This window comes from Blastococcus sp. TF02A-26 (assembly GCF_003319125.1).
Classification (GTDB): domain Bacteria; phylum Actinomycetota; class Actinomycetes; order Mycobacteriales; family Geodermatophilaceae; genus Trujillonella.
The window spans coordinates 101,056-123,060 of record NZ_QOHG01000008.1; the positions used below are offsets into that span (position 1 = coordinate 101,056).

The 22,005-nt window shown below is 74.0% G+C and carries 20 protein-coding genes and 1 tRNA gene; 13 read left to right on the forward strand and 8 right to left on the reverse strand.

Going from position 1 to position 22,005, the window contains the following annotated elements; genetic code table 11:
• Nucleotides 1-10: 10 nt before the first annotated feature.
• From DQ240_RS11075 to DQ240_RS11095, 5 genes are all read right to left on the reverse strand, one after another.
• A complete protein-coding gene (locus DQ240_RS11075; protein WP_113839667.1) occupies nt 11-1,249 on the reverse strand; it encodes a beta-ketoacyl synthase in 1,239 nt (412 codons plus the stop codon).
• 48 nt (nt 1,250-1,297) lie between these two features.
• Complete coding sequence (locus tag DQ240_RS11080; protein ID WP_113839668.1) at nt 1,298-1,537, reverse strand: acyl carrier protein; 240 nt, start codon at nt 1,535-1,537, stop codon at nt 1,298-1,300.
• Between the two features lie 86 nt (nt 1,538-1,623).
• Nucleotides 1,624-2,589 (reverse strand): beta-ketoacyl-ACP synthase III, encoded by a 966-nt coding sequence (locus DQ240_RS11085; protein ID WP_113839669.1) that lies wholly within the window; start codon nt 2,587-2,589, stop codon nt 1,624-1,626.
• Nucleotides 2,586-3,788, reverse strand: coding sequence for an acyltransferase domain-containing protein (locus tag DQ240_RS11090; RefSeq protein WP_113839758.1), 1,203 nt, complete (start codon nt 3,786-3,788; stop codon nt 2,586-2,588). The genes DQ240_RS11085 and DQ240_RS11090 overlap by 4 nt, the downstream gene beginning before the upstream one ends.
• Before the next feature lie 146 nt (nt 3,789-3,934).
• Complete coding sequence (locus DQ240_RS11095; protein ID WP_113839670.1) at nt 3,935-5,113, reverse strand: CdaR family transcriptional regulator; 1,179 nt, start codon at nt 5,111-5,113, stop codon at nt 3,935-3,937.
• Between the two features lie 45 nt (nt 5,114-5,158).
• Here DQ240_RS11095 and DQ240_RS11100 point away from each other — a divergent pair, with 45 nt between their 5' ends.
• Genes DQ240_RS11100 through DQ240_RS11110 form a run of 3 tightly spaced genes read left to right on the forward strand, consistent with a single transcriptional unit; the run spans nt 5,159 to nt 7,535 of the window.
• The gene (locus DQ240_RS11100; protein WP_199589245.1) at nt 5,159-5,842 is read left to right on the forward strand and encodes a phosphatase PAP2 family protein; all 684 of its coding nucleotides are present in this window, start codon (nt 5,159-5,161) and stop codon (nt 5,840-5,842) included.
• Entirely contained in the window at nt 5,839-6,327 is a 489-nt protein-coding gene (locus tag DQ240_RS11105) for a pirin family protein (RefSeq protein WP_113839671.1), read from the forward strand. Before DQ240_RS11100 ends, DQ240_RS11105 begins: the two co-directional genes overlap by 4 nt.
• 5 nt (nt 6,328-6,332) lie before the next feature.
• Complete coding sequence (locus DQ240_RS11110; RefSeq protein ID WP_113839760.1) at nt 6,333-7,535, forward strand: M20 family metallopeptidase; 1,203 nt, start codon at nt 6,333-6,335, stop codon at nt 7,533-7,535.
• Between the two features lie 16 nt (nt 7,536-7,551).
• Here the strand turns inward: DQ240_RS11110 and DQ240_RS11115 are convergent, their stop codons facing one another.
• Nucleotides 7,552-8,574 (reverse strand): LacI family DNA-binding transcriptional regulator, encoded by a 1,023-nt coding sequence (locus tag DQ240_RS11115; protein WP_113839672.1) that lies wholly within the window; start codon nt 8,572-8,574, stop codon nt 7,552-7,554.
• Nucleotides 8,575-8,784: 210 nt separating this feature from the next.
• Here DQ240_RS11115 and DQ240_RS11120 point away from each other — a divergent pair, with 210 nt between their 5' ends.
• The 5 genes from DQ240_RS11120 to DQ240_RS11140 all read left to right on the forward strand — a co-directional run bounded on the left by DQ240_RS11120 (nt 8,785) and on the right by DQ240_RS11140 (nt 14,768).
• Nucleotides 8,785-10,080 carry an extracellular solute-binding protein gene (locus DQ240_RS11120; protein WP_113839673.1) on the forward strand — a complete coding sequence of 432 codons (1,296 nt, stop codon included), beginning with the start codon at nt 8,785-8,787 and terminating at the stop codon, nt 10,078-10,080.
• Between the two features lie 150 nt (nt 10,081-10,230).
• On the forward strand, nt 10,231-11,202 hold the full coding sequence (locus DQ240_RS11125) for a carbohydrate ABC transporter permease (RefSeq protein WP_113839674.1): 972 nt from the start codon (nt 10,231-10,233) through the stop codon (nt 11,200-11,202).
• 9 nt (nt 11,203-11,211) lie between these two features.
• On the forward strand, nt 11,212-12,126 hold the full coding sequence (locus tag DQ240_RS11130) for a carbohydrate ABC transporter permease (RefSeq protein WP_233498639.1): 915 nt from the start codon (nt 11,212-11,214) through the stop codon (nt 12,124-12,126).
• A 49-nt stretch (nt 12,127-12,175) separates the two neighbouring features.
• Complete coding sequence (locus DQ240_RS11135) at nt 12,176-13,276, forward strand: ABC transporter ATP-binding protein (protein WP_113839675.1); 1,101 nt, start codon at nt 12,176-12,178, stop codon at nt 13,274-13,276.
• Between the two features lie 97 nt (nt 13,277-13,373).
• Nucleotides 13,374-14,768 carry a GH1 family beta-glucosidase gene (locus tag DQ240_RS11140; protein WP_113839676.1) on the forward strand — a complete coding sequence of 465 codons (1,395 nt, stop codon included), beginning with the start codon at nt 13,374-13,376 and terminating at the stop codon, nt 14,766-14,768.
• A 47-nt stretch (nt 14,769-14,815) separates the two neighbouring features.
• Here the strand turns inward: DQ240_RS11140 and aceE are convergent, their stop codons facing one another.
• Nucleotides 14,816-17,617 (reverse strand): pyruvate dehydrogenase (acetyl-transferring), homodimeric type, encoded by a 2,802-nt coding sequence (gene aceE / locus DQ240_RS11145; RefSeq protein ID WP_113839677.1) that lies wholly within the window; start codon nt 17,615-17,617, stop codon nt 14,816-14,818.
• Nucleotides 17,618-17,991: 374 nt separating this feature from the next.
• Between aceE and DQ240_RS11150 the strand changes: the two genes are divergently transcribed.
• The 4 genes from DQ240_RS11150 (at nt 17,992) to DQ240_RS11165 (ending at nt 20,039) form a co-directional block, all read left to right on the forward strand.
• Nucleotides 17,992-18,417, forward strand: a complete 426-nt coding sequence (locus DQ240_RS11150; RefSeq protein ID WP_113839678.1) for a DUF3052 domain-containing protein — start codon at nt 17,992-17,994, stop codon at nt 18,415-18,417.
• A gap of 123 nt (nt 18,418-18,540) precedes the next feature.
• Nucleotides 18,541-19,002 carry a peroxiredoxin gene (locus DQ240_RS11155; protein ID WP_113839679.1) on the forward strand — a complete coding sequence of 154 codons (462 nt, stop codon included), beginning with the start codon at nt 18,541-18,543 and terminating at the stop codon, nt 19,000-19,002.
• A 64-nt stretch (nt 19,003-19,066) separates the two neighbouring features.
• Nucleotides 19,067-19,138, forward strand: a tRNA-Val gene (locus DQ240_RS11160).
• An 82-nt stretch (nt 19,139-19,220) separates the two neighbouring features.
• Complete coding sequence (locus DQ240_RS11165; protein WP_158548640.1) at nt 19,221-20,039, forward strand: acyl-CoA thioesterase II; 819 nt, start codon at nt 19,221-19,223, stop codon at nt 20,037-20,039.
• A 7-nt stretch (nt 20,040-20,046) separates the two neighbouring features.
• Here the strand turns inward: DQ240_RS11165 and DQ240_RS11170 are convergent, their stop codons facing one another.
• Nucleotides 20,047-20,850, reverse strand: a complete 804-nt coding sequence (locus tag DQ240_RS11170) for a triacylglycerol lipase (protein ID WP_113839681.1) — start codon at nt 20,848-20,850, stop codon at nt 20,047-20,049.
• A gap of 191 nt (nt 20,851-21,041) precedes the next feature.
• On the opposite strand from DQ240_RS11170, the gene DQ240_RS11175 reads away from it, so the two are divergent.
• On the forward strand, nt 21,042-21,971 hold the full coding sequence (locus DQ240_RS11175) for an alpha/beta fold hydrolase (protein ID WP_113839682.1): 930 nt from the start codon (nt 21,042-21,044) through the stop codon (nt 21,969-21,971).
• The last annotated feature ends 34 nt before the right edge of the window (nt 21,972-22,005 follow it).

Here is a 22,005-nt window from a genome sequence, read left to right on the forward strand (position 1 = left end):
CCCCAGGGGTTCAGGCGGTGGTGAACACCAGCGCGATGTTGTGGCCGCCGAAGCCGAAGGAGTCGTTGACCGCGGCGGTGAGCTGGGCCTTCCGCGGTTCGCGGCGGACGATGTCGAGGGCCTGGACGGCCGCGTCGTCGTCCGGGTCGTCGAGGTTGGCGGTGGCCGGCACGATCTGGTCGCGCAGCGCGAGGATCGTGAACACCGACTCGAGCGCACCGGCGGCGCCGAGCAGGTGGCCGGTCAGGCTCTTGGTGGCGGTGACCAGCACGTGCTCGCCGAGGGCGCTGCGGATGGCCGCGGCCTCGGCCGTGTCGCCGACCGGCGTGGACGTCGCGTGCGCGTTCACGTGGCCGACGTCGGTGGCGGAGAGGTCCGCGTCGCGCAGGGCGGCGGCGATGGCCCGGCCGGCGCCCTCGCCCTCGGGGTGCGGGGCGACGAGGTCGTAGCCGTCGGCCGTGGCGCCGGCGCCGGCCAGCCGGGCGTGGATCGTGGCGCCCCGGGCGCGGGCGGCGTCGCCCCGCTCCAGCACCAGCGCCGCTGCGCCCTCACCGAGGACGAAGCCGTCCCGGCCCTTGTCGAACGGGCGGGACGCGCGCTCGGGCTCGTCGTTGCGGGTCGACATCGCCCGCATCGCGGCGAAGCCGGCCATGGGGAGCGGGTGCACGCAGGCCTCGGCGCCACCGACGAGGACGACGTCGGCGCGGTCGAACCGGATGAGGTCCAGGCCCCAGCGGATGGCCTCGGCGCCCGACGCGCAGGCGCTGACCGGCGCGTGCACGCCGCCCTTCGCGCCGACGGCGAGCCCGACCGCGGCCGCGGGGCCGTTGGGCATGAGCATCGGGATGGTGAAGGGCGAGACCCGCTTGGGGCCCTTCTCCTCCAGGACGTCGTCCTGGCCGAGCAGGGTCAGCGCGCCGCCGATGCCGGTGCCGAACACGACGGCGATCCGCTCGGGGGCGACGCCCGCGTCGGCCGCGCCGGAGGAGCGCCACGCCTCCTCGGCGGCCACGACCGCGACCTGCTGGCTGCGGTCGAGCCGGCGGGCGCGGACCCGGTCGATCGTCGAGGCGGGGTCCTCGGCCAGCCGCGCGACGAGCTGGGCCGGGAACTCGGTGATCCAGTCGTCGGTGATGCGGCTGACCCCCGACCGCCCGGCCAGCAGCGCGTCCCAGGTGCTGGCGACGTCGCCACCGAGCGGCGTGGTCGCGCCGAGGCCGGTGACGACGACGTCGTCATTGGTGCTCATGACGGGTCCTTCCTGGGAGTGTGCGGTACCGGGCGGCCGAGGAACGGGTCAGCCGCGGTTGGCGGTGATGTAGCTGATGGCGTCGCCGACGGTCTTGATGTTGGCGAGCTCGTCGTCGGGGATCGCGACGCCGAACTTGTTCTCGACCTCCGTGGCGATCTCGACCATCGACAGCGAGTCGACGTCGAGGTCCTCGGTGAACGACTTCTCGGGGGTGGCGTCGGCGGGGGCGACCCCGGCGACCTCCTCCAGGATCTCGGCAAGACCAGCCTGGATGTCCTCGCTCACGCTGAGGTCCTCTCTCTCGTTCGTGCGTCGGCCCGGGGCGGTCCCGGTGCCGGCCCGGGGTGAACCGGGGGATCTGTGGGTCGTGCTCAGGGGATCCGCAGCACCTGGCCGGCGAAGGTGAGGCCGGCGCCGTAGCCGAGCACCAGGGCCAGGTCGCCGCTCTTCGCCTCGCCCGACTCGAGCAGGGCCTCCAACGCGAGCGGGATCGACGCGGCCGAGGTGTTGCCGGTCCGGACGATGTCGCGCGCGACGACGGTGCGCTCCGGGAAGCCCAGCCGCTTGTGCATCGACTCGATGATCCGCAGGTTCGCCTGGTGCGGGGCGAAGACGTCGATGTCGTCGACCGTGACGCCGGCCTCGGCCATCGCCTGCTCCAGCGTGGCGGTGAGCCGCGTCGTCGCCCAGCGGTAGACGGCCTGGCCGGCCATCGCGATCCGCCCGGTGCCGGCCATCTCGATGGCGGAGGACTGGTCGCCGTCGCTGCCCCAGGCCACGGGACCGATGCCGGGCTCGTCCGCGGGGCCCACCACGGCGGCACCGGCGCCGTCGGCGAAGATCACCGCGGTGGCCCGGTCGGTCTGGTCGATGACGTCGGTGAGCCGCTCGGCGCCGACGATCAGCACGTGCCGCGCCGACCCGGAGCGGATGGCGTTGCTGGCCACCTCGAGGGAGTAGCAGAAGCCCGCGCACCCGGCGTTGAGGTCGAAGGCGCCGGGGCGGGTGATGCCGAGCCGGTGGGCGACCTGCGGTCCGATCCCCGGGATGGGGTGCTCCAGGGTGGCGCTGGCCAGGATGACCATGTCGACGTCGTCGGGCGCCACGCCGCTGGCGGCGAGGGCCTTGCCGCCGGCCGCGACGGCCATCTCGACGAGCGTCTCGTCGTCGGAGGCCCAGCGGCGCTCGGCGATGCCGACGCGGCTCTGGATCCACTCGTCGTTGGTCTCCATGGTCTGCGACAGCTCGTCGTTGGTGACCCGGCGACGCGGCCGGTAGCCGCCGAACCCGAGGATCCGCGCGCCGGGGGCGCCCGTCTTGAGCTGGATCGCAGTCACGACGTGACCTCCGGGTAGAGACGGGCGATGGGGTCACCGGCGTCGACGAGGTCGCCGTCCTGGACCAGCCACTCGGCCAGGACGCCCGCGTAGCCCGCGGACATCCCGACCTCCTCCCGGCGGCTGCGGATGCAGCCCAGCGGCGCGCCGGCGGGGACGTGCGTGCCCTCGGCGATCTCGGCCGGGGCGACGGTGCCGCGGGCGGGAGCGACCACGACCCGCCAGTCGGGGGCGTACTGGGCCTCGGCGCGGCCGCGCTCGGCCTCGATGAGCTCGCGGGCGCGGTCCAGGTCGGCGGGACCGCTGACGGCCAGCACCTCGACGCCCGAGCCCTTCCACTCCCGCTTCGCGAGGCCAGCCAGGGCACCGGCCGGGGGCAGCTCGATGGCGGCGGTCACGCCGAGGTCGCGCATGGTCGCCAGGCACGCGTCGAAGCGCACCGGGCTGGTGACCTGGCTGACCAGCCGGGAGAGCGCCTCGGCGCCGGTGGTCACGGCCGCGCCGTCGGCGTTGCTCAGCAGCAGCCGGCTCGGCTCGGCCGGGCGCAGCCCGCCGACCAGCCCCTCGAGCTGCTCGCGGGCCGGGGCCATGAAGTCGGTGTGGAACGCGCCGGCGACCGACAGCGGCATCACCCGCGCCTTGGCCGGTGGGTCGTCCTTGAGGGCGGCCAGCGCGTCGAGTGGCCCGGCGACGACGGTCTGCCCCGCGCCGTTGAGGTTCGCGGCGACCAGGCCGTGCCGGTCCAGCGCGGCGGTCAGCTCGTCGGGGTCGCCACCGAGGACGGCGGCCATGCCGGTCGGGGTCAGCGCGCACGCGGCGGCCATCGCCCGGCCGCGGACGGCGGTCAGCGCGATCGCGGCCTCGACGCTCAGCACCCCCGCCAGCGCGGCGGCGGTCAGCTCGCCGACGCTGTGGCCGGCGATGACGACGTCCCGCCCGGCCTGCGGCGTGTGCTGCACCGGACCGGGCAGCCCGCCCAGCTCGCGGGCGACGAACAGGCTCATCGCGACGACCAGCGGCTGGGTGACCGCGGTGTCCTTGATCGCCTCGGCGTCCCCCGTCGTGCCGAGGGTGAGGAGGTCGGCATCGGCGATGGCGCCGGCCCACCGGAAGAAGGACTCGGCACCGGGGAGCTCGAGCCACTCGGTGAGCATCCCGGGCTTCTGGGCACCCTGTCCGGGGGCGAGGACGGCCAGCACGTCCTCCACCGTGCCAGTCCGGGCGCTCCGGCACGGATGGGGAGCGGCACGAAAGCACACCGGTGATCTTTGGAGGAACCCTCCAAAGACGGCGTGCCGACAGGCCCCAGCAGGCGGCTCGCCGTGGTGGAGAGCACACTGCGGCTCTACGCCCAGAGGGAGCGCTCACCGCCGAGCCGGGACAGGGCCAGGGCCACCTGCAGCGTCCAGCCCCCGCGCGGGTCGGTCGCCCAGAACCCGGTCAGGTCCGCGGCGCGCTTGAGCCGGTAGCGGACCGTGTTGGGGTGCACGAACAGGACCCGCGCGCTGGCCTCCAGGTTGCCGCCGCTGGCCAGCACGGCGCCGACGGTCTCCAGGACCTCGCCGCCGGCCGCCTGCAGCGGGAGGGCGATCCGCTCCTCCAGGGCGACCCGGGCGAGGGGGTCACCGTCGAGGGCGCGCTCGGGCAGCAGGGCGTCGGCGGGGCACGGGCGGGGAGCCCCGGGCCAGGCGGGTACCGCGCGCAGTCCGGCCAGCGCCGCGGCGGCGGACTCCGGTGCGCGGGCCAGACCCTCGACGACCGGGCCGACGACCACCGGCCCCGGCCCGAACTCCTCGGCCACGCGGTCGGCGACCGGCGACAGGTCGTCGACGCCACCCAGGACCACGACCAGCTGCTCGGCGTGCACCCCGACCAGCACCTCGGCACGCATCGAGCGGGCGGCCCGCCGCGCCGCCGCGTGCGCGTCCCGGTCCGACGGCGCGCCGCCGACCAGCACGGTCACCGGGGTCATCGTCGTCCAGCCCAGCGCCGCCGCCCGGCCCGGCAGCTCCTCCGACCGCTCCCCCCGGACGAGCGCGTCGACCACGAGCGCCTCGAGCCGGGCGTCCCAGGCGCCGCGGTCCTCGGCGAAGGTGGCGTAGACGTGGGCGGTGGCGAACGCGACCTCGCGGCTGAAGAGCAGGACCGCGGTGCGCAGCGCGTCGGCGTCGCCCGGCTCGGCGACCTCCCGGACGTGGTCGTCGAGCACCTCGACGGTGACCTTGACCAGGTCCACGGTCTGCTTCAGCGGCACCGCCCGCACCAGCTCGCGGGGAGCGGCGCCGAAGACCTCGCCGGTCAGCCGCGGCGGGCGGTCCGGCGTCCGGCACCACTCGACGAGCGAGGCGATGCCGGCCTGCGCCACGAGCATCACCCAGGACCGCTGGTCGGCCGGCATCGTGCGGAACCAGGGAAGCTGGTCGTCCATCCGCGCCACGGCCTTCGTCGCGATGGCCCCCGACGCGCGCTCCAGCCGGCGCAGCGTGCCGGCCGAGGGCCGGGGCGCGGCGGCGCGGTCGTCCACGCCGGTCAGCGTGTCACGCGCCGGGGAGTCGGGGAGAGTGGGGCGGTGCAGTCGCTCCTCGCCGGCGCCCCGCCGGACGTCCGCCGCCGGGTGCTCGGCGTCGTCGGGGCGTGCGCCGCGGTGGTGCTCGCGCTCGGGATCGGCGTGCTGGCGGACCTCGACCCGCAGGTCCGGCTCGACGCCGCGGTCAGCCACGCGCTCTACAGCGGCGACGACCGGTCCGGCGCCCTCGACGGCCTGCTGGAGGTGCTGACCACGCCGGGCGTGATGTGGTTCCGCCTCGCGGTGTTCGCCCCGGTCCTCGTCTGGCTGGCGGTGCAGCGGCGGTGGCGCCCGCTCGCGTGGGTGCTGACCGCGATCGTGCTGATCGGACCGCTGAACGGCGGGCTCAAGGAGCTCATCGGCCGGGCCCGGCCGGCGTTCGAGGCGGGCGGGCTGGAGTACGGGGGCCTCAGCTACCCGAGCGGGCACTCGTCGGGGATCGCCACGCTGGTGACCGTGGGCCTCGTGCTGGCGTGGCCGCGGCTGGCCCCGGCCGCCCGCCGGGCAGCGCTGGCCGCCGGGATCGCGCTGGTCCTGCTCGTCGGACTGACCCGGATGTGGCTGGGCGTGCACTTCCTCTCCGACGTCGTCGGCGGCTGGGCGCTGGGCATCGGCTGGTCGCTGGGCGTCGCGCTGCTCCTCGGCGGCCTGCCCGGCGGCCCGGCAGCCCTGGAGCGGCGGTCGTGACCGCGCTGGAGTCGCGGGTCCTGGTGGAGAACACCGACGGATCGCTGGGGCCGCTGCTGCGGATCGCCGACGACCGGCTGGGCCCCGGCGCCGGGTACGGCCTGCACGAGCACACGGCCGTGGACGTCGTCGCCGTCGTCCTCGCCGGGTCGCTGCGGCACCGCTGGGGCGACGGTGCGGACCTGGTCGCGGGGGACGTCGCGGTGCTGCGCGCCGGTTCCGGTCTGGCGCACGACGAGGTCGCCGGGGACGACGGCGCGCGGGTGCTGCAGTGCTACCTGCGCACCGCCGCGCCGGGGGAGCCGGCGGCCCACGAGGTCGTCGCCGCGGCCGCGGGCTGGGTGGACCTCGGCCGGCCGGACGCGCGGTTGTGGGTCGGCACCGGCCCCGCCCCCGAGGGCCTGCGGATCGCGGTCGGGGACGGCGACGCCGGCCCCGTCGTCGTCTGGCAGGTGGATGCCGGCCGCCCCTCCTGGGCAGAGTGACCCGCATGTCGACTCCAGCCGAGCTCCTGGCCGCCGCCGAGGCCGACGCCGACCGCACGATCGACCTGCGCCGCCGGCTGCACCGCCAGCCCGAGATGGGCCTGCACCTGCCGCGCACGCAGGCCACGGTGCTGGAGGCGCTGGGCGAGCTGCCGGTCGAGCTGACCGTCGGCCGCAGCACCACCTCCGTCGTCGGCGTCCTGCGCGGCGCCCGGCCCGGGCCCACGTACCTGCTGCGCGGCGACATGGACGCCCTCCCCGTCCAGGAGGACACCGGGCTGCCCTTCGCCTCCGAGGTCCCCGGGGTGATGCACGCCTGCGGGCACGACACCCACGTGGCGATGCTCGTCGGCGCGGCCCGGCTGCTGGCCGAGCGCCGGGACCTCATCGCCGGGCAGGTCGTGTTCATGGTGCAGCCGGGGGAGGAGGGCTTCCACGGCGCGCGGTACATGCTCGAGGAGGGGCTGCTCGACGTCGTCCCCGAAGCGCCGGTGTCCGGGGCATTCGCGCTGCACTCGTCGTCGACGCTGGCCGGCGGGACGGTGCACGTCCGGCCCGGCCCGATCATGGCCGCCGCCGACCAGTGGACGCTGACCCTGCACGGCCGGGGCGGGCACGCGTCGGAGCCGGCGCGCACGCGGGACCCGATCCCGGTCGCCGCGGAGATCGTGCTGGCGCTGCAGTCGATGGTCACCCGCCGCGTGCCGGTCACCGACCCCGCCGTCGTGACCGTCGCGCACATCGCGGCCGGGTCGACCAACAACGTCATCCCCGACAGCGCCTTCCTGGAGGGGACGATCCGCACGCTGTCGGCCGGCCGCCGCGCCGACGTCGTCGACGCCGTGCGGCGGGTCGCCGAGCTCGTGGCCGCCGCGCACGACATGCCGGCGGAGTTCGTGCACGACCCCGGCTACCCGGTGACCGCCAACGCGGCCGAGGTCGCCGCGCAGGTGACCGCGACCGCCGTCGAGATGCTGGGCGCCGACGCGGTCCCGCCGATGGCCGAGCCGCTCATGGGGGCCGAGGACTTCTCCTACGTGCTGGAGCGGGTGCCCGGCGCGATGGCGTGGATCGGCGCCCGGCCGGCCGGCGTCGACCCCGACGAGGCGCCGCCGAACCACTCCAACCTCGCGGTGTTCGACGAGGGCCCGCTGCCGACCGGTGCCGCGCTCCACGCCGCGATGGCCCTGCGGGCGCTGACCCCCTGACCGGCGGGACGGGCGCTCAGGCCGAGGCGCGGACCACCAGGCGCGTGTCGCAGATGCGGACCTCGGGCTCGTCGGCGTCGCCCTCGACCTGACGCAGCAGGAGCTCCACCATCAGCCGGGTCATCTCGTCCAGCGGCTGCGCGACGGTGGTCAGCGGCGGGTCGGACGTGGCGGCGACGACCGCGTCGTCGAACCCGACCACGGCGACGTCCCCGGGGACCGTGCGCCCGGCGTCGTGCAGGGCGCGCAGCGCGCCGACGGCCATGGGGTCCGAGGCGACGAAGACCGCGTCCAGGTCGGGTGCGCGCTCGAGCAGGGCCCGCATCGCCCGCGCGCCGCCGGCCTCGGTGAAGTCGCCGTCCTCCACCAGCTCCTCGCGCAGGGGCAGGCCGGCGTCGGCCAACCCGCGGCGGTAGCCGGCGTACCGGTCGACCCCCGCGATCATGTCCAGGGGGCCGGTGACGGTGGCGATCCGGCGCCGCCCCGCGGCGACCAGGTACGCCGTGGCGGTCGCCGCCCCCGCCGCGTTGTCGGTGTCGACGTGGCTGACGGCGGCGCCGTCCAGCGGCCGGCCCAGCAGCACCAGGGGCACGTTGGACTCGCGCAGCAGACCGGGCAGGAGGTCGTCGCGGTGCAGTGACACCAGCACGACGCCGTCCACGTGCCCCTGGCGCACCCAGCGGCCGACCTTCTCCTGCTCGCCCCGGTCGCGGGCGGCGAGCAGCACGAGCGCGCGGTCGGTGTCCGACAGCCGGGCCGACAGCTCCCGGACCATGCTGGCGAAGAACGGGTCGGTGAAGACCTGGCTGTTGGACTCCGACAGCACCAGCGCGATCGTGTCGGTCCGCCGGGTCACCAGGCTGCGGGCCATCCGGTTGGGGACGTAGCGCAGCTGCGCGACGGCGCTGTGCACCGCCTCGCGGGCCTCGGGGCTGACCCGGGGCGAGTCGTTGATGACGCGGGAGACGGTGGCGCGCGAGACGCCGGCCAGTTCGGCGACCTCGTCCAGCGTCGGCGACGTGCGTCCACCGATCGTCATGGGCGGTTCCTCCTCCCCGGCCGGGGTGCCCCGGACAGGACACGGCGGGGACAGGTTGGCACGTCGACGCAACCTCCTCCACCTCTCTGCCCGGTCCTCTTGACACGGCTGAGTGACTCGCATCACTCTGTGCTCCGACCTCGTGAGAGCGCTCTCACACTTCAGCCCACAGCGGACGCAGAGGTCCGCGGGGAACGACCAGGAGGTCTGATGACCGTTCTCAGGAAGTCCCGGGCGGCGCTCGGCGTGGGACTCGCCGTCGCCCTGCTCGCCACCGGGTGCGGCGGCTCCGACGCCGAGGACGACGGCCGGATCACGTTGAACGTCGGCCTGTTCGGCACGTTCGGCTTCGAGGAGGCCGGGCTCTACGACGAGTACATGGAGCTGAACCCGGACATCCGCATCGAGGAGACCTCCGTCGAGCGCTCCGCCGACTACTACCGGACGCTGCAGACCCGCCTGGCCGCCAACTCCGGCCTGGCCGACGTCCAGGGCATCGAGATCGGGTTCGTCGCCGACCTGACCGAGAACCACGCCGACGCCTTCGTGGACTTCGCCGCCCTGGACGGCGCCGACGAGACCCTGGGCCACTTCTACGACTGGAAGGTCGAGCCGGCCACCAGCGAGGACGGCCGGGTGATCGGGCTCGGCACCGACGCCGGTCCGGAGGGGATGTGCTACCGCCGCGACCTGTTCGAGCAGGCCGGCCTGCCCACCGACCGGGACGAGCTCAGCGCCCTGTGGGCCGACTGGGACGGATATCTGGAGCTCGGCCGCCGGTACGCGGCCGCGCCGGGCCGGGCGGAGGGGACGTCGTTCGTCGACAGCCCGGCCAGCATCTTCTCGGCGGCGGTCTACCAGGGCGAGTTCGCCTACGCCGACGAGGACGGGCAGCCGATCCCGGACACCAGTGACGGCGTGCAGGCCGCCTGGGAGGACGCGAGCGCCGCGGCCGAGGAGGGGCTCACCGCCGGGCTGACCCAGTTCGGCGACGAGTGGAACAGCGCCTTCGCCAACGGTGGGTTCGCGACCGTGGCCTGCCCGGCCTGGATGCTCGGCTACATCACCTCCCAGGCCGGTGACGACGCCTCGGGCCAGTGGGACGTCGCGACGCTGCCCGGCGGCAGCACCAACTGGGGCGGGTCCTGGCTGGGCGTCCCCGAGTCCGCCGAGCACCGCGAGGAGGCCATCGCGCGCGTCCAGTGGCTGACCGCGCCGGAGCAGCAGATCAAGATGTTCACCCGCGAGGCGCACTTCCCGTCCAGCCGGGTGGCCGCCGAGGACCCCGAGGTCTCCGGCGCGACGAACGAGTACTTCAACGGCGCGCCGGTCGGCCAGATCTTCGGGCAGGCCGCGGCCGAGCTGCGGTTCACCCCGATCAGTCGGTACGACACGCAGATCCAGGAGGCGTTCAGCTCCGCGCTCACCAACGTGGCCACGCAGGACACCAGTCCGGACGACGCGTTCGACGAGGCGATGACCGAGATCGAGGACATCGTCGGGTGACCCGGACCCCCACCCGGCGCACCCGTCGACCGGACGCCGCGGCCTGAGACACGGCGGTGCCCGGGGGTGGACGACCAACCCCCCGGGCACCGCCGGCCGCACCCTCCTCTGCCCGCTCCCCGGCTCCGCCCCACCAGCGAGGACCAGCGCATGACCATCGCCAGCGACGAGCCGCAGGTGGCGTCGATCGCCGCCCCGTCCGTCCTCCCCGGCAAGCGACGACGCACGTCGCGGCTGACCCGCAACCGCTGGGGCTACGCCTACGTCGCCCCGTTCTTCGTCCTCTTCGCCTGCTTCAGCCTCTACCCCTTCCTCTACACGGCCTGGATCTCCCTGCACGACGTCGACCTGGGCGACGTGGACGGCGCCCAGTGGGTGGGCTTGGCCAACTACAGCGACCTGCTCAGCAACGAGTTCTTCTGGAACGCCGCGCGCAACACCCTGACGATCGGCGTCCTCTCCACCGTCCCGCAGCTGGCGATGGCCCTCGGCCTGGCGCACCTGCTGAACTACTCGCTGCGCGGCCGGACCTTCTTCCGGGTCGCGATGCTCCTGCCCTACGCGACGAGCATCGCCGCCGCGACGCTGGTGTTCGGCCAGCTGTTCGGCCGCGACTACGGCCTGATCAACGCCGGCCTGGAGGCCGTCGGGTTCGACCGGGTCGACTGGGAGGGCGGCAGCTGGAGCAGCCAGCTGGCCATCTCCGTGATCGTCATCTGGCGCTGGACGGGGTACAACGCGCTGATCTACCTCGCGGCCATGCAGGCCATCCCCGAGGACCTCTACGAGGCGGCGGCTCTGGACGGGGCCAGCAAGTGGAAGCAGTTCCTCCACGTGACCGTGCCGGGGCTGCGCCCGACCATCCTGTTCACCATCGTGGTCTCCACGATCGGCGCGGTGCAGCTGTTCGGCGAACCGCTGCTGTTCAGCGGCAACGGGACCACCAACGGTGGCTCGTCGAACCAGTACCAGACCCTCGGGCTGCTCATGTACGACCAGGGGTGGACGAACTTCCACCTCGGCCAGGCGGCCGCCACGGCGTGGGCCATGTTCCTGATCATCCTCGTGGTCGTCGGCGGCTGGGCCCTGCTCGCCCGCTGTCGCGCCCGGGCCGAGCGGTAGGAGCGCTCCGTGACCGTGACCGCCCCACCCCCCGTCGACGACGCCGGCCCGGACAGCCGGCCGGCACCGGTCCCGCCCCGTCCCCGGCGCCGCCACCGCGTCGGGCGGGTGACGAAGGCCGGCCCGCTGACCTACGTGCTGCTCGTCCTCGCGGCCCTCGTGTCGGTCTTCCCGCTGTACTGGACCGCCGTCGCCGGCTCGCACACCAACGCCGAGATCGCGGCGACCCCGCCGCCGTTCCTGCCCGACGCCGACCTGTTCACCAACATCGGCCGGGCCATGGACGAGGCGCCCATAGCCCTGGCGCTGGTGAACACGGTCGTCGTCGCCGGCTGCATCACCGTGGGCACCGTCCTCTGCTGCACCCTGGCCGGCTTCGCCTTCGCCAAGCTGCGCTTCCGCGGCAACAAGGTGCTGCTGGGCCTGGTGATCGGCACGATGATGGTGCCGACCCAGCTGGCGATCATCCCGCTGTTCCTGCTGATCGCCGAGCTGGAGTGGGTGAACCAGCTGCAGGCGGTCGTGCTGCCGACCCTGGTCACCGCCTTCGGCGTGTTCTTCATGCGCCAGTACCTGAGCTCCGCGCTGCCCGACGAGCTGCTCGAGGCCGGCCGGATGGACGGCGCCTCGACCACCCGGATCTTCTGGTCGATCGTCGTCCCCGTCGCGCGCCCGGCGATGGCCGTCCTCGCGATGCTGACCTTCCTCACCGCGTGGAACGACTTCTTCTGGCCGCTCATCGCACTGACCAGCGACAACCCCACCGTCCAGGTCGCCCTCGCCGGTCTCGGCGGCGGCTACGTCCCCGACCGGGCCGTGATCATGGCCGGGACGCTGATCGGGACCCTGCCGATCCTCGTCGTCTTCACCGTCCTCGGCCGCCACATCGTCGGCGGGATCATGCAGGGCGCGGTCAAGGGATGACGCCACCCACCCCCGTCCCGTCCCCCCACACCGGAGAGGTGTCCTCCCCATGTCGACCGTGACCTTCGCGCAGGCGACGCGCGTCTACCCCAAGAGCGACCGACCGGCCGTCGACGCCCTGGACCTGCACATCGGCGACGGCGAGTTCCTCGTCCTCGTCGGCCCGTCCGGCTGCGGCAAGTCCACCTCGCTGCGGATGCTCGCCGGCCTGGAGGAGGTCGACTCGGGCGCGGTCCTGATCGGCGACCGCGACGTCACCGACCTCCCGCCCAAGAGCCGCGACATCGCCATGGTCTTCCAGAACTACGCCCTCTACCCGCACATGACGGTCGAGGCGAACATGGGCTTCGCGCTCAAGCTCGCCGGAGTGGGTCGGGCCGAGACCGCCCGGCGGGTCGCCGAGGCGGCGAAGATCCTCGACCTCGAGGACTACCTGCACCGCCGTCCCAAGGCGCTCTCCGGCGGACAGCGCCAGCGGGTCGCCATGGGGCGGGCGATCGTCCGCGACCCCCAGGTCTTCCTGATGGACGAGCCGCTGTCCAACCTCGACGCCAAGCTGCGCGTGCAGACCCGCACGCAGATCGCCCGGCTGGTCCAGCGCCTGGGGACGACGACGGTCTACGTCACCCACGACCAGGTCGAGGCGATGACCCTGGGCGACCGGGTCGCGGTCCTCCGCGACGGCGTCCTCCAGCAGTGCGACGCCCCCGGCGTCCTCTACGACCGCCCGGCCAACGTCTTCGTCGCCGGGTTCATCGGCTCACCGGCGATGAACGTCGTCACCGGCCCGGCCGTCGAGGGCGGGGTCCGGCTGGGCGGCGCGGTCCTGCCGGTGCCCCGCGACCAGCTGGCGCGCGCCGCCGCCGGCACCGGCCGGGTCACCGTCGGGTTCCGCCCGGAGGACGTGCAGCTGGTCGGCCCGGGCGCCGGTGTCCCCGTGGTGGTCAACGTCGTCGAGCAGCTCGGGTCGGACGCCTTCCTCTACACCAAGCTCGCCGCCGAGCACACCGACGACGTCCTGCACCCCTCCGACGTCGTCGTGCGCACCGAGCCCCGCACGGCGCCCGCACAGGGCGACCAGTTGCACATCACCGTCCGCGAGGGCCGCCTGCACGTCTTCGACCCCACGACGCAGCGCCGCGTGGACTGACCCCCGCCGCTCACCACTCGCTCGCTCGCGGCGGGCCCCTGCAGGGGCCGTCGCGTCTGTTCCGCTCGCCCGCTCTCCCGCAGAGGAGTCCTGCCGCATGACCACCACCCAGCCCCGTGCCGTGGCCGAGGCCGCGCCGACCTTCCCGCCCGGCTTCTCCTTCGGTGCGGCGACGGCGGCCTACCAGATCGAAGGCGCCGTCGACGCCGACGGCCGCGGGCCCTCGATCTGGGACACGTTCAGCCACACGCCGGGCCGGACCCACGAGGGGGACACCGGTGACGTCGCGTGCGACCACTACCGCCGCTATCCCGAGGACATCGCGCTCATGGCCGACCTCGGACTGGACGCCTACCGCTTCTCCGTGGCCTGGCCGCGGGTGATGCCGTCGGGCGCGGGGCGGGTGGAGCAGCGTGGCCTGGACTTCTACCGGCGGCTGGTCGACGGCCTGCTCGACACGGGCATCACGCCGTGGCTGACCCTCTACCACTGGGACCTGCCCCAGGCCCTGGAGGACCGCGGCGGCTGGGCCGACCGCGACACCGCCCTGCGCTTCGCCGACTACGCCGCCGTCGTCCACTCGGCGCTGGGGGACCGGGTGCCGCACTGGTCGACGCTGAACGAGCCGATGTGCAGCGCGCTGCTGGGGTACATGGCCGGTCAGCACGCCCCGGGCCGGCGCGACCCGGTGGCCGCGGCCCGGGCGGTGCACCACCTGCTGCTCGGCCACGGCCTGGCCACCCGGGAGCTGCGCGCCGCCGGCGCGGACTCGGTCGGGATCACGCTGAACTTCACGCCGATGTCCGCGGCGTCGGCCTCGCCGGCGGACGTCGACGCGGCCCGGCGGCTCGACGGCCAGCAGAACCGGATGTTCCTGCTGCCCGTCGTCACGGGGGAGTACCCGGCCGACGTCGTCGCCGACCTCGCCGAGGCCGGCGCGCCCCTGCCCGTGGAGGACGGCGACCTGGACGTCGTCGCCACCCCCGTCGACTGGCTGGGTGTCAACTACTACTTCCGATCGGTGGTCTCCGCGCTGCCCGAGCCGACGGGCAAGGCCACGCCCTTCATCGGCGCCGAGCGGATCGACGACGTCGCGCCCCCCGGACCGACGACCACGATGGGCTGGGCGGTCACCCCGGAGGCCTTCACCGACCTGCTGCTGTGGCTGCGCGGCATCGCGCCCACGCTGCCGATGGTGATCACCGAGAACGGCTCGGCCTGGGCGGACGCACCCGGCGCCGACGGCCGCGTGGAGGACCCGGAGCGGGTCGACTACCTGGTCCGCCACCTCGCCGCGGTGGCCGCCGCGATGGAGCAGGGAGCCGACGTCCGCGGGTACTTCGCCTGGTCGCTCATGGACAACTTCGAGTGGGCGCGCGGCTACGCCCAGCGCTTCGGGCTGGTCCACGTCGACTACGCCACGCAGCGGCGGACGCCCAAGCACAGCGCCGCCGTCTACCGCGACATCGCCCGGCGCTCCCGCGAGGCGTGAGCGGAGTCGCTCGGTGACGGATCCCGTCACCGAGCGACTCCGATGCCTCAGGTGGCCGGCGAGGGGTCGCTGCGCTCCTCGGCCGGGGCGGCCTGCACGTCGCGGACCTGGTACTTCTCCACCGCCTGGCGGACGACGTCGCCGTCCACCTCGCCGCGCTTGGCCAGCGTGGCCAGCGTGCGGACGACGATCGACTCGGCGTCCACGTGGAAGTGCCGGCGCAGCGCCGGCCGGGTGTCGGAGAGGCCGAACCCGTCGGTGCCCAGCGTCGACATGCCGCCGGGCACGTACGGCGCGATGAGGTCCGGGACCGCCCGCATCCAGTCCGACACCGCCACGACCGGGCCGGGCGCGTCCTGCAGGCGGTGGGTGACGTACGGGACCCGCACCTCCTCGCCCGGGTGCAGGAGGTTCCACTCCTCGCACTCGTCCGCCTGCCGGCGCAGCTCGTTCCACGAGGTCACCGACCACACGTCGGCCGACACCCCCCAGTCCTCGCGGAGCAGCTCCTGGGCACGCAGCGCCCACGGCACCGCGACGCCGGAGGCCAGCACCTGCGCCTTCGGCCCGTCCCCGGTGCCGGGGGCGTAGCGGTACATGCCGGCCAGCAGGCCCTGCACGTCGAGGTCCTCGGGCTCGGCCGGCTGGACGAACGGCTCGTTGTAGACCGTCAGGTAGTACATGACGTCCGGCGAGCGGTGCCCGCCCAGCGGCGCGCCCGGGTCGGTGCCGTACATCCGCTGCAGCGCGTCCCGGGTGATGTGCGCGACCTCGTAGGAGAACGCCGGGTCGTAGGAGACCACCGCCGGGTTCGTCTGCGCCAGCAGCAGCGAGTGGCCGTCCTCGTGCTGCAGTCCCTCGCCGTTGAGCGTCGTCCGCCCGGCGGTGGCGCCCAGCACGAAGCCGCGGGCCATCTGGTCGGCCGCGGCCCAGAACCCGTCGCCGGTCCGCTGGAACCCGAACATCGAGTAGAAGATGTAGATCGGGATCATCGGCTCGCCGTGCGTGGAGTACGAGGTGCCGACGGCGGTGAACGAGGCGGTCGACCCGGCCTCGTTGATCCCCTCGTGGAGGATCACGCCCTGCTCGGACTCCTTGTAGGCCAGCATCAGCTCGCGGTCCACCGAGGTGTACCGCTGCCCCGCGGGGTTGTAGATCTTGTGCGACGAGAAGAGGGAGTCCAGGCCGAAGGTGCGGGCCTCGTCCGGGATGATCGGCACGAAGCGCGGGCCCAGCTCGGAGTCCTTGAGCAGCTCCTTGAGCAGCCGGACGAACGCCATCGTCGTCGCGACCTCCTGCTTGCCGGAGCCGCGGCGCAGGACGTCGAGGGCCTTGTCCTCGGGGGCCTTGAGCGTCTTGAACTCCGACCGGCGCCGCGGCACCGCCCCGCCCAGGGCCCGCCGCCGCTCGAGCATGTACTGCATCTCGTCGGAGTCCGGGTCGGGCTTGTAGTAGGGCGGCAGGGTCTTGTCCAGCGCCTCGTCGGGGATCGGCAGGTAGAGCCGGTCGCGGAAGGCCGCGAGGTCCTCGGCGGTCAGCTTCTTCATCTGGTGCGTGGAGTTGCGGCCCTCGAAGTGGCTGCCCAGCGTCCAGCCCTTGATGGTCTTCGCGAGGATGACCGTGGGCTGGCCCTTGTGCTCCACCGCCGCCTTGAACGCCGCGTAGACCTTGCGGTAGTCGTGGCCGCCGCGGGAGAGGTCCCAGACCTCCTTGTCGCTCATGTTCTCCACGAGCTTGCGGGTGCGCGGGTCGCGGCCGAAGAAGTGCTCGCGGACGAAGGCGCCGTCCTCGGCCTTGTAGGTCTGGTAGTCGCCGTCGGGCGTGGTGTTCATCAGGTTGACCAGCGCGCCGTCGCGGTCGGCGGCCAGCAGGGCGTCCCACTCGCGGCCCCAGACCACCTTGATGACGTTCCAGCCGGCGCCGCGGAAGAACGACTCCAGCTCCTGGATGACCTTGCCGTTGCCGCGCACCGGACCGTCGAGCCGCTGCAGGTTGCAGTTGACGACGAAGGTGAGGTTGTCCAGCTCCTCGCGGGCGGCCAGACCGATGGCGCCGAGCGACTCGGGCTCGTCCATCTCGCCGTCACCGAGGAACGCCCAGACGTGCTGGTCGGAGGTGTCCTTGATGCCGCGGCCGTGCAGGTAGCGGTTGAACCGCGCCTGGTAGATCGCGTTGAGGGGCCCCAGACCCATCGAGACGGTGGGGAACTCCCAGAAGTCCGGCATCAGCCGGGGGTGCGGGTAGGACGACAGGCCGCCGCCGGGGTGGCTGACCTCCTGCCGGAACCCGTCCAGCTGCTGCTCGGACAGCCGGCCCTCGAGGAAGGCGCGGGCGTAGATGCCGGGGGAGGCGTGGCCCTGGAACCAGATCTGGTCGCCGCCGCCGGGGTGGTCCTTGCCGCGGAAGAAGTGGTTGAAGCCGACCTCGTACAGCGAGGCGGAGGAGGCGTAGGAGGAGATGTGCCCGCCGACGCCGACCCCGGGGCGCTGCGCCCGGTGCACCATGATGGCGGCGTTCCAGCGGATGTAGGCGCGGATGCGCCGCTCCACGTGCTCGTCGCCGGGGAACCACGGCTCGCGCTCCGGCGGGATCGTGTTGATGTAGTCCGTGCTCCGCAGGGAGGGGACACCCACCTGCTGCTCGCGACTGCGCTCGAGCATCCGGAGCATCAGGTACCGGGCCCGGGTGCGGCCGGCGTTGTCGACGACGGCATCGAGGGAGTCGACCCACTCCTGGGTCTCCTCCGGATCGGTGTCGATCAGCTGGCTGGGCAGGCCGCTCATGATGATGGAGCGGGGCTGGCCCCCGTCACGGGCGGGGTCGCCGCCCGACTGTTGCGGTGCGCTCATGGACCCATCCTCCCGCCGCGCGGCCGTCGCCGTCACGCACGCGCCCATCTGTCGGGACTCCCCGTGTCGTGGCGGGGCCCCGCCCTCCCCGCCCGGCCCCGCGCTGCCCCTGCACTTGGCCTTGCGCTTGGCATCGCATGCCCTACGCTTCCGCCCACGTGGCCCCATCGACGGGACCACCAGCACCGGAGGACGACGGGGGGTGACATGACCAGGCAGCGGGTGACCCTCCCGCCGGTCGTGTCCGTCCCGTCACGCCCGCCCGCAGCGCGGCGGGCCCCCGGCACCCACCACTCCCCGACCCGGCCGACGGCCGGGCGGTACCTCGCCGGCGGCCGGAGGGCCGTCACCACACCCATGGAGGAACAGCAGGGATGAGCGTCGACTCGGGCAGCGCCAGCATGGCGGCCCGGCTGGGCATCAAGCCGGGCATGGTCGTGCAGGAGCTCGGCTGGGACGAGGACGCCGACGAGGACCTGCGCGACTCCATCGTCGAGGTCTCCGGCAGCGACATGGTCGACGAGGACACCGACGAGGTGGCCGACGTCGTCCTGCTGTGGTGGCGCGAGGACGACGGCGACCTGTTCGACGCCCTCACCGACGCCCTCACCTCGCTGGCCGACGAGGGCGTGGTGTGGCTGCTGGTCCCCAAGTCGGGCCGGCCGGGCCACGTCGAGCCCGGCGACGTCACCGAGGTGGCGCCCACTGCGGGACTGCAGCAGACCAGCAGCATCTCGGCGGCCAAGGAGTGGTCCGGCATCCGACTGGTCACGCCGAAGGCTGCCCGCAGCCGCCGCTGAGCAAGGACCCCCTCGCCCCCCACGCCTCGCTCCGCTCGGCGCGGGCCCCTGCGAGGGGGCCGGTTCCAGTACCTCACCGGGGGGCCGTTCCAGCACGTCACGGGCGTGCGGCACGATCGGGGCATGAGTCTCTCCGTCGGTGACCGCGCCCCCGAGTTCAGCCTCCCCGACCAGGACAAGCAGGTCGTCTCCCTCGCCGAGCTGCGGGGGAAGCCGGTGCTGGTCGTCTTCTACCCGTTCGCCTTCTCCGGCATCTGCACCGGTGAGCTCTGCCAGCTGCGCGACGAGCTCGCCACCTACACCGACGCCGGTGTCCAGGTCGTGGCCATCAGCACCGACCCGGTGTTCAGCCTCAAGGCCTTCAAGGCGCAGGAGGGTCTGCCCTTCCCGCTGCTGTCGGACTTCTGGCCGCACGGCGCGACCGCGCAGGCCTACGGCGTCTTCAACGACAAGGCCGGCATGGCGGTCCGCGGCACCTTCCTCGTCGACGCCGAGGGCGTCGTCCGCTTCGCCGAGGTGAACCAGCCGGGCGACGCCCGCGCGCAGACCGGCTGGAAGGACGCCGTCGCGCAGCTCGCCGCCTGAGCCGGAGTGGATTCGTCGGCGGGACGCCGACGAATCCACTCCGCCCACCTACTGTGGGCGTGCGGGGCGCGTAGCTCAGCGGGAGAGCTCTCGCCTTACAAGCGAGCGGTCGCCGGTTCGATCCCGGCCGCGCCCACCCCCGGACCCGCCCTCACCACCCGGTGTCGGCGCCGGAGCAGTTCCGACGTCGACGTGCGAGGTGTGCGGTGGAGCAGGCGGTGTCCGCGGTCGTCGGTGCGCTGGGCGTGGAGCCGCTCGGCGGGGACCGGTTCGCCGTCTCCGGCGACTCGCCGCTCGCGCGGGAGACCCTCTTCGGCGGAGCGCTCCTGGTGCAGGCGCTGCTGGCCGCCGACGCCACGGTCCCCGACGACTACGCGGTGCACCACCTGCACGGGGAGTTCCCGCAGCGCGGCCGGGCCGGCTCGCCGATCGAGTTCGCCGTCGACCGGGTCAAGGACGGCCGTGCGCTGACCAGCCGTCGCGTCGTCGGCCGGCAGGGCGAGCGCACGGTGGTGACGCTGGAGGCGTCGTTCCAGCGGACCCGCGAGGCCGGGGCCGACTTCCACGTGCCCTCGGACATGCGGTTCCCGGCCGGCCGGGTCGGGTCCGGCGAGCTGGAGGTGCACCGCGACGGCGGCTTCGGCATCGAGTTCGTCGACGCGACCGGCAGCGCCAACGGCACGCTCTCGCTCGACGTCCAGGCCTGGTATCGGGCGGCGGACCCCCTGCCGGCCGATCCGGTCTGGCACGCGGCGGTGCTCACCCTCGTCTCGGACATGGCGGTGCCGACCATCGCGATCACCGCCACCGGGCTGCACGCCGGCGGGCCGGACGGCGAGGGCGGCCCGGGCACCGTGGCGACGACGAGCGTCAACCACACGATGTGGTTCCACCGGCCGCTGCGCGCCGACGAGTGGTTCGTGCTGACGTCGCAGCCGCTGTCGACGGCACACGGCCGGGGCGTCGCGCTCGGCTCCGCCTTCGACGCGGCGGGCCGGCACGTCGCCTCGATCGTCCAGGAGATCTACCTGAAGTGAGCGGCCCTCAGGCAGCGTGCGCCGCCAGGGGGGACGACGGCTCGGGGACGTCCGGCCGGGGGAACACCGGGCGCAGCACCGTCGGCGCGCGGAACGGTGCCCAGGTGCCCTGTGCCTGGGCCAGGCGGTCGGCCACCGCGTAGATGGCGGCCGGGTGGTGCCCCAGGCCCAGGTGGCTGGCGTGCACGGCGATGTTCTCCGCCCGCGGACCCGGGGTCTCCAGGCAGGTCTGCCAGTGCACGATCCCGTCGGCGTGCGAGTAGATCGACGTGGCGGGCACCGGCAGCGGGGTGCACTCGCTCTCCAGCGGGAACGACACCGAGTCCACGTGCAGGTGGGAGAACCGGGCGAACACCTTCGCGGCGCGGGTCTGCGACTCGCAGGTGAGCCGGAACGGGCTGCCGAGGGTGATCACCTGGCGGACCGAGTCGGGGGTCGCCCGGCTCAGCTCGCGGGCGAAGATCCCGCCGAGTGACCAGCCGATCAGGCTCACCGGGCTGCCGTAGCGTTCGGCGAGGTCGTCCAGCCGCCGGCGCAGGCCGTCGACGCAGGTCGGGGTCGGGCCGATGTTGCGACCCAGCCGCCAGCCGTGGACCCGGTAGTCCAGCCGCCGCAGCGTCGCCCGCAACGTGCGCGTCGAGTTGTCGTCGGCCAGCAGACCGGGCAGCACGAGGACCGGGTGGCCGTCCCCGTGGGGGAGGGCCTGGAGGAGGGGGCGGGCCGCCAGGTACAGGCCGAAGTCGGCCACCGCGCGGCCGGGCTCGCTCAGGTAGAGCGGGAGCGCAGGGCCGCCGCTGGGCTGTCGTGCCACGGAGTTCCTCCTCGTCGACCGGCGTTGGTCGTCCACCCGACTACCCACCGCGGGCCGCCGGGCACACCCCCCGCGACCCAACCGTGTTCTCGGCAGCTCCTGTGGCCTCCGACACAGGGTCGTCCCAGGCGCCCCATCCGTCCCGCCGACCTGGGCGGGCACCGCGGACGACGGCATGCCACGGTGGGGCCGTGGACGAGACGCAGGTCCCCGGACGCTCCCTGACCGTCGACCTCGACGGGCCGGTGCACTACATCGACTTCGGTGGTGCGCGCAGCGGACCGACGGTCGTGCTGGTGCACGGCCTGGGCGGCTCGCACCTCAACTGGGACCTCCTGGCGCCCCTGCTCACCCCGCACGCCCGGGTGCTCGCGCTCGACCTGCCCGGCTTCGGCCGCAGCGAGCCGGGTACGCGCCGGGCCGGCGTGCCGGCGAACGTCCTCGTGCTGGACCGCTTCCTGCGCGAGGTCGTCGAGGGCCCGGCGGTGCTGGTGGGCAACTCGATGGGCGGGATGATCTCGCTGTTCGCGTCGGCGCGGTCGCCGCAGCGGGTGTGCGGCACCGTGCTGCTGGACCCGGCGGTCCCCGGCCCGCGCCGGGCGCTGGACCCGACCGTCGCGCTGCAGTTCGCCGTCTACGCGGTGCCGTTCCTGGCCGAGCGGTTCCTGTGGCTGAACCGGGTGCGGAAGACGCCGCTGGCGCGCGTCCGCGAGATGCTGGAGCTCTGCGGCGTGGACCCCGACCAGGTGCCGGCGGAGGTGATCGACCGGTCGGTGACGCTGTTGGAGGAGCGTCGCGACGTCGCCGGCATGGACAAGGCATTCCTGGCCGCGGCGCGGTCGCTCATCTGGGTCCTGGCCGATCCGCGCCGCTACCGGGAGGCCATGGCCTCGATCACCGGGCCGGTGCTGCTGGTGCACGGGGACCGCGACCGCCTGGTGCCAGTGGCGGCGGCACGGGACATCGCCGCGCGTCACCCCGACTGGCGCTACATCGAGCTCGCCGACGTCGGGCACGTCCCGCAGCTGCAGGTGCCCGAGGTGACCGCCGGTCACCTGCTGGACTGGCTGCGCGACACCCGCCTGCTGACGGCGGACGGCGGATCGGCCGACCGCCGCTGACCTCCCCGGATCGGGTGCGCCCGTCCTCCCGGGA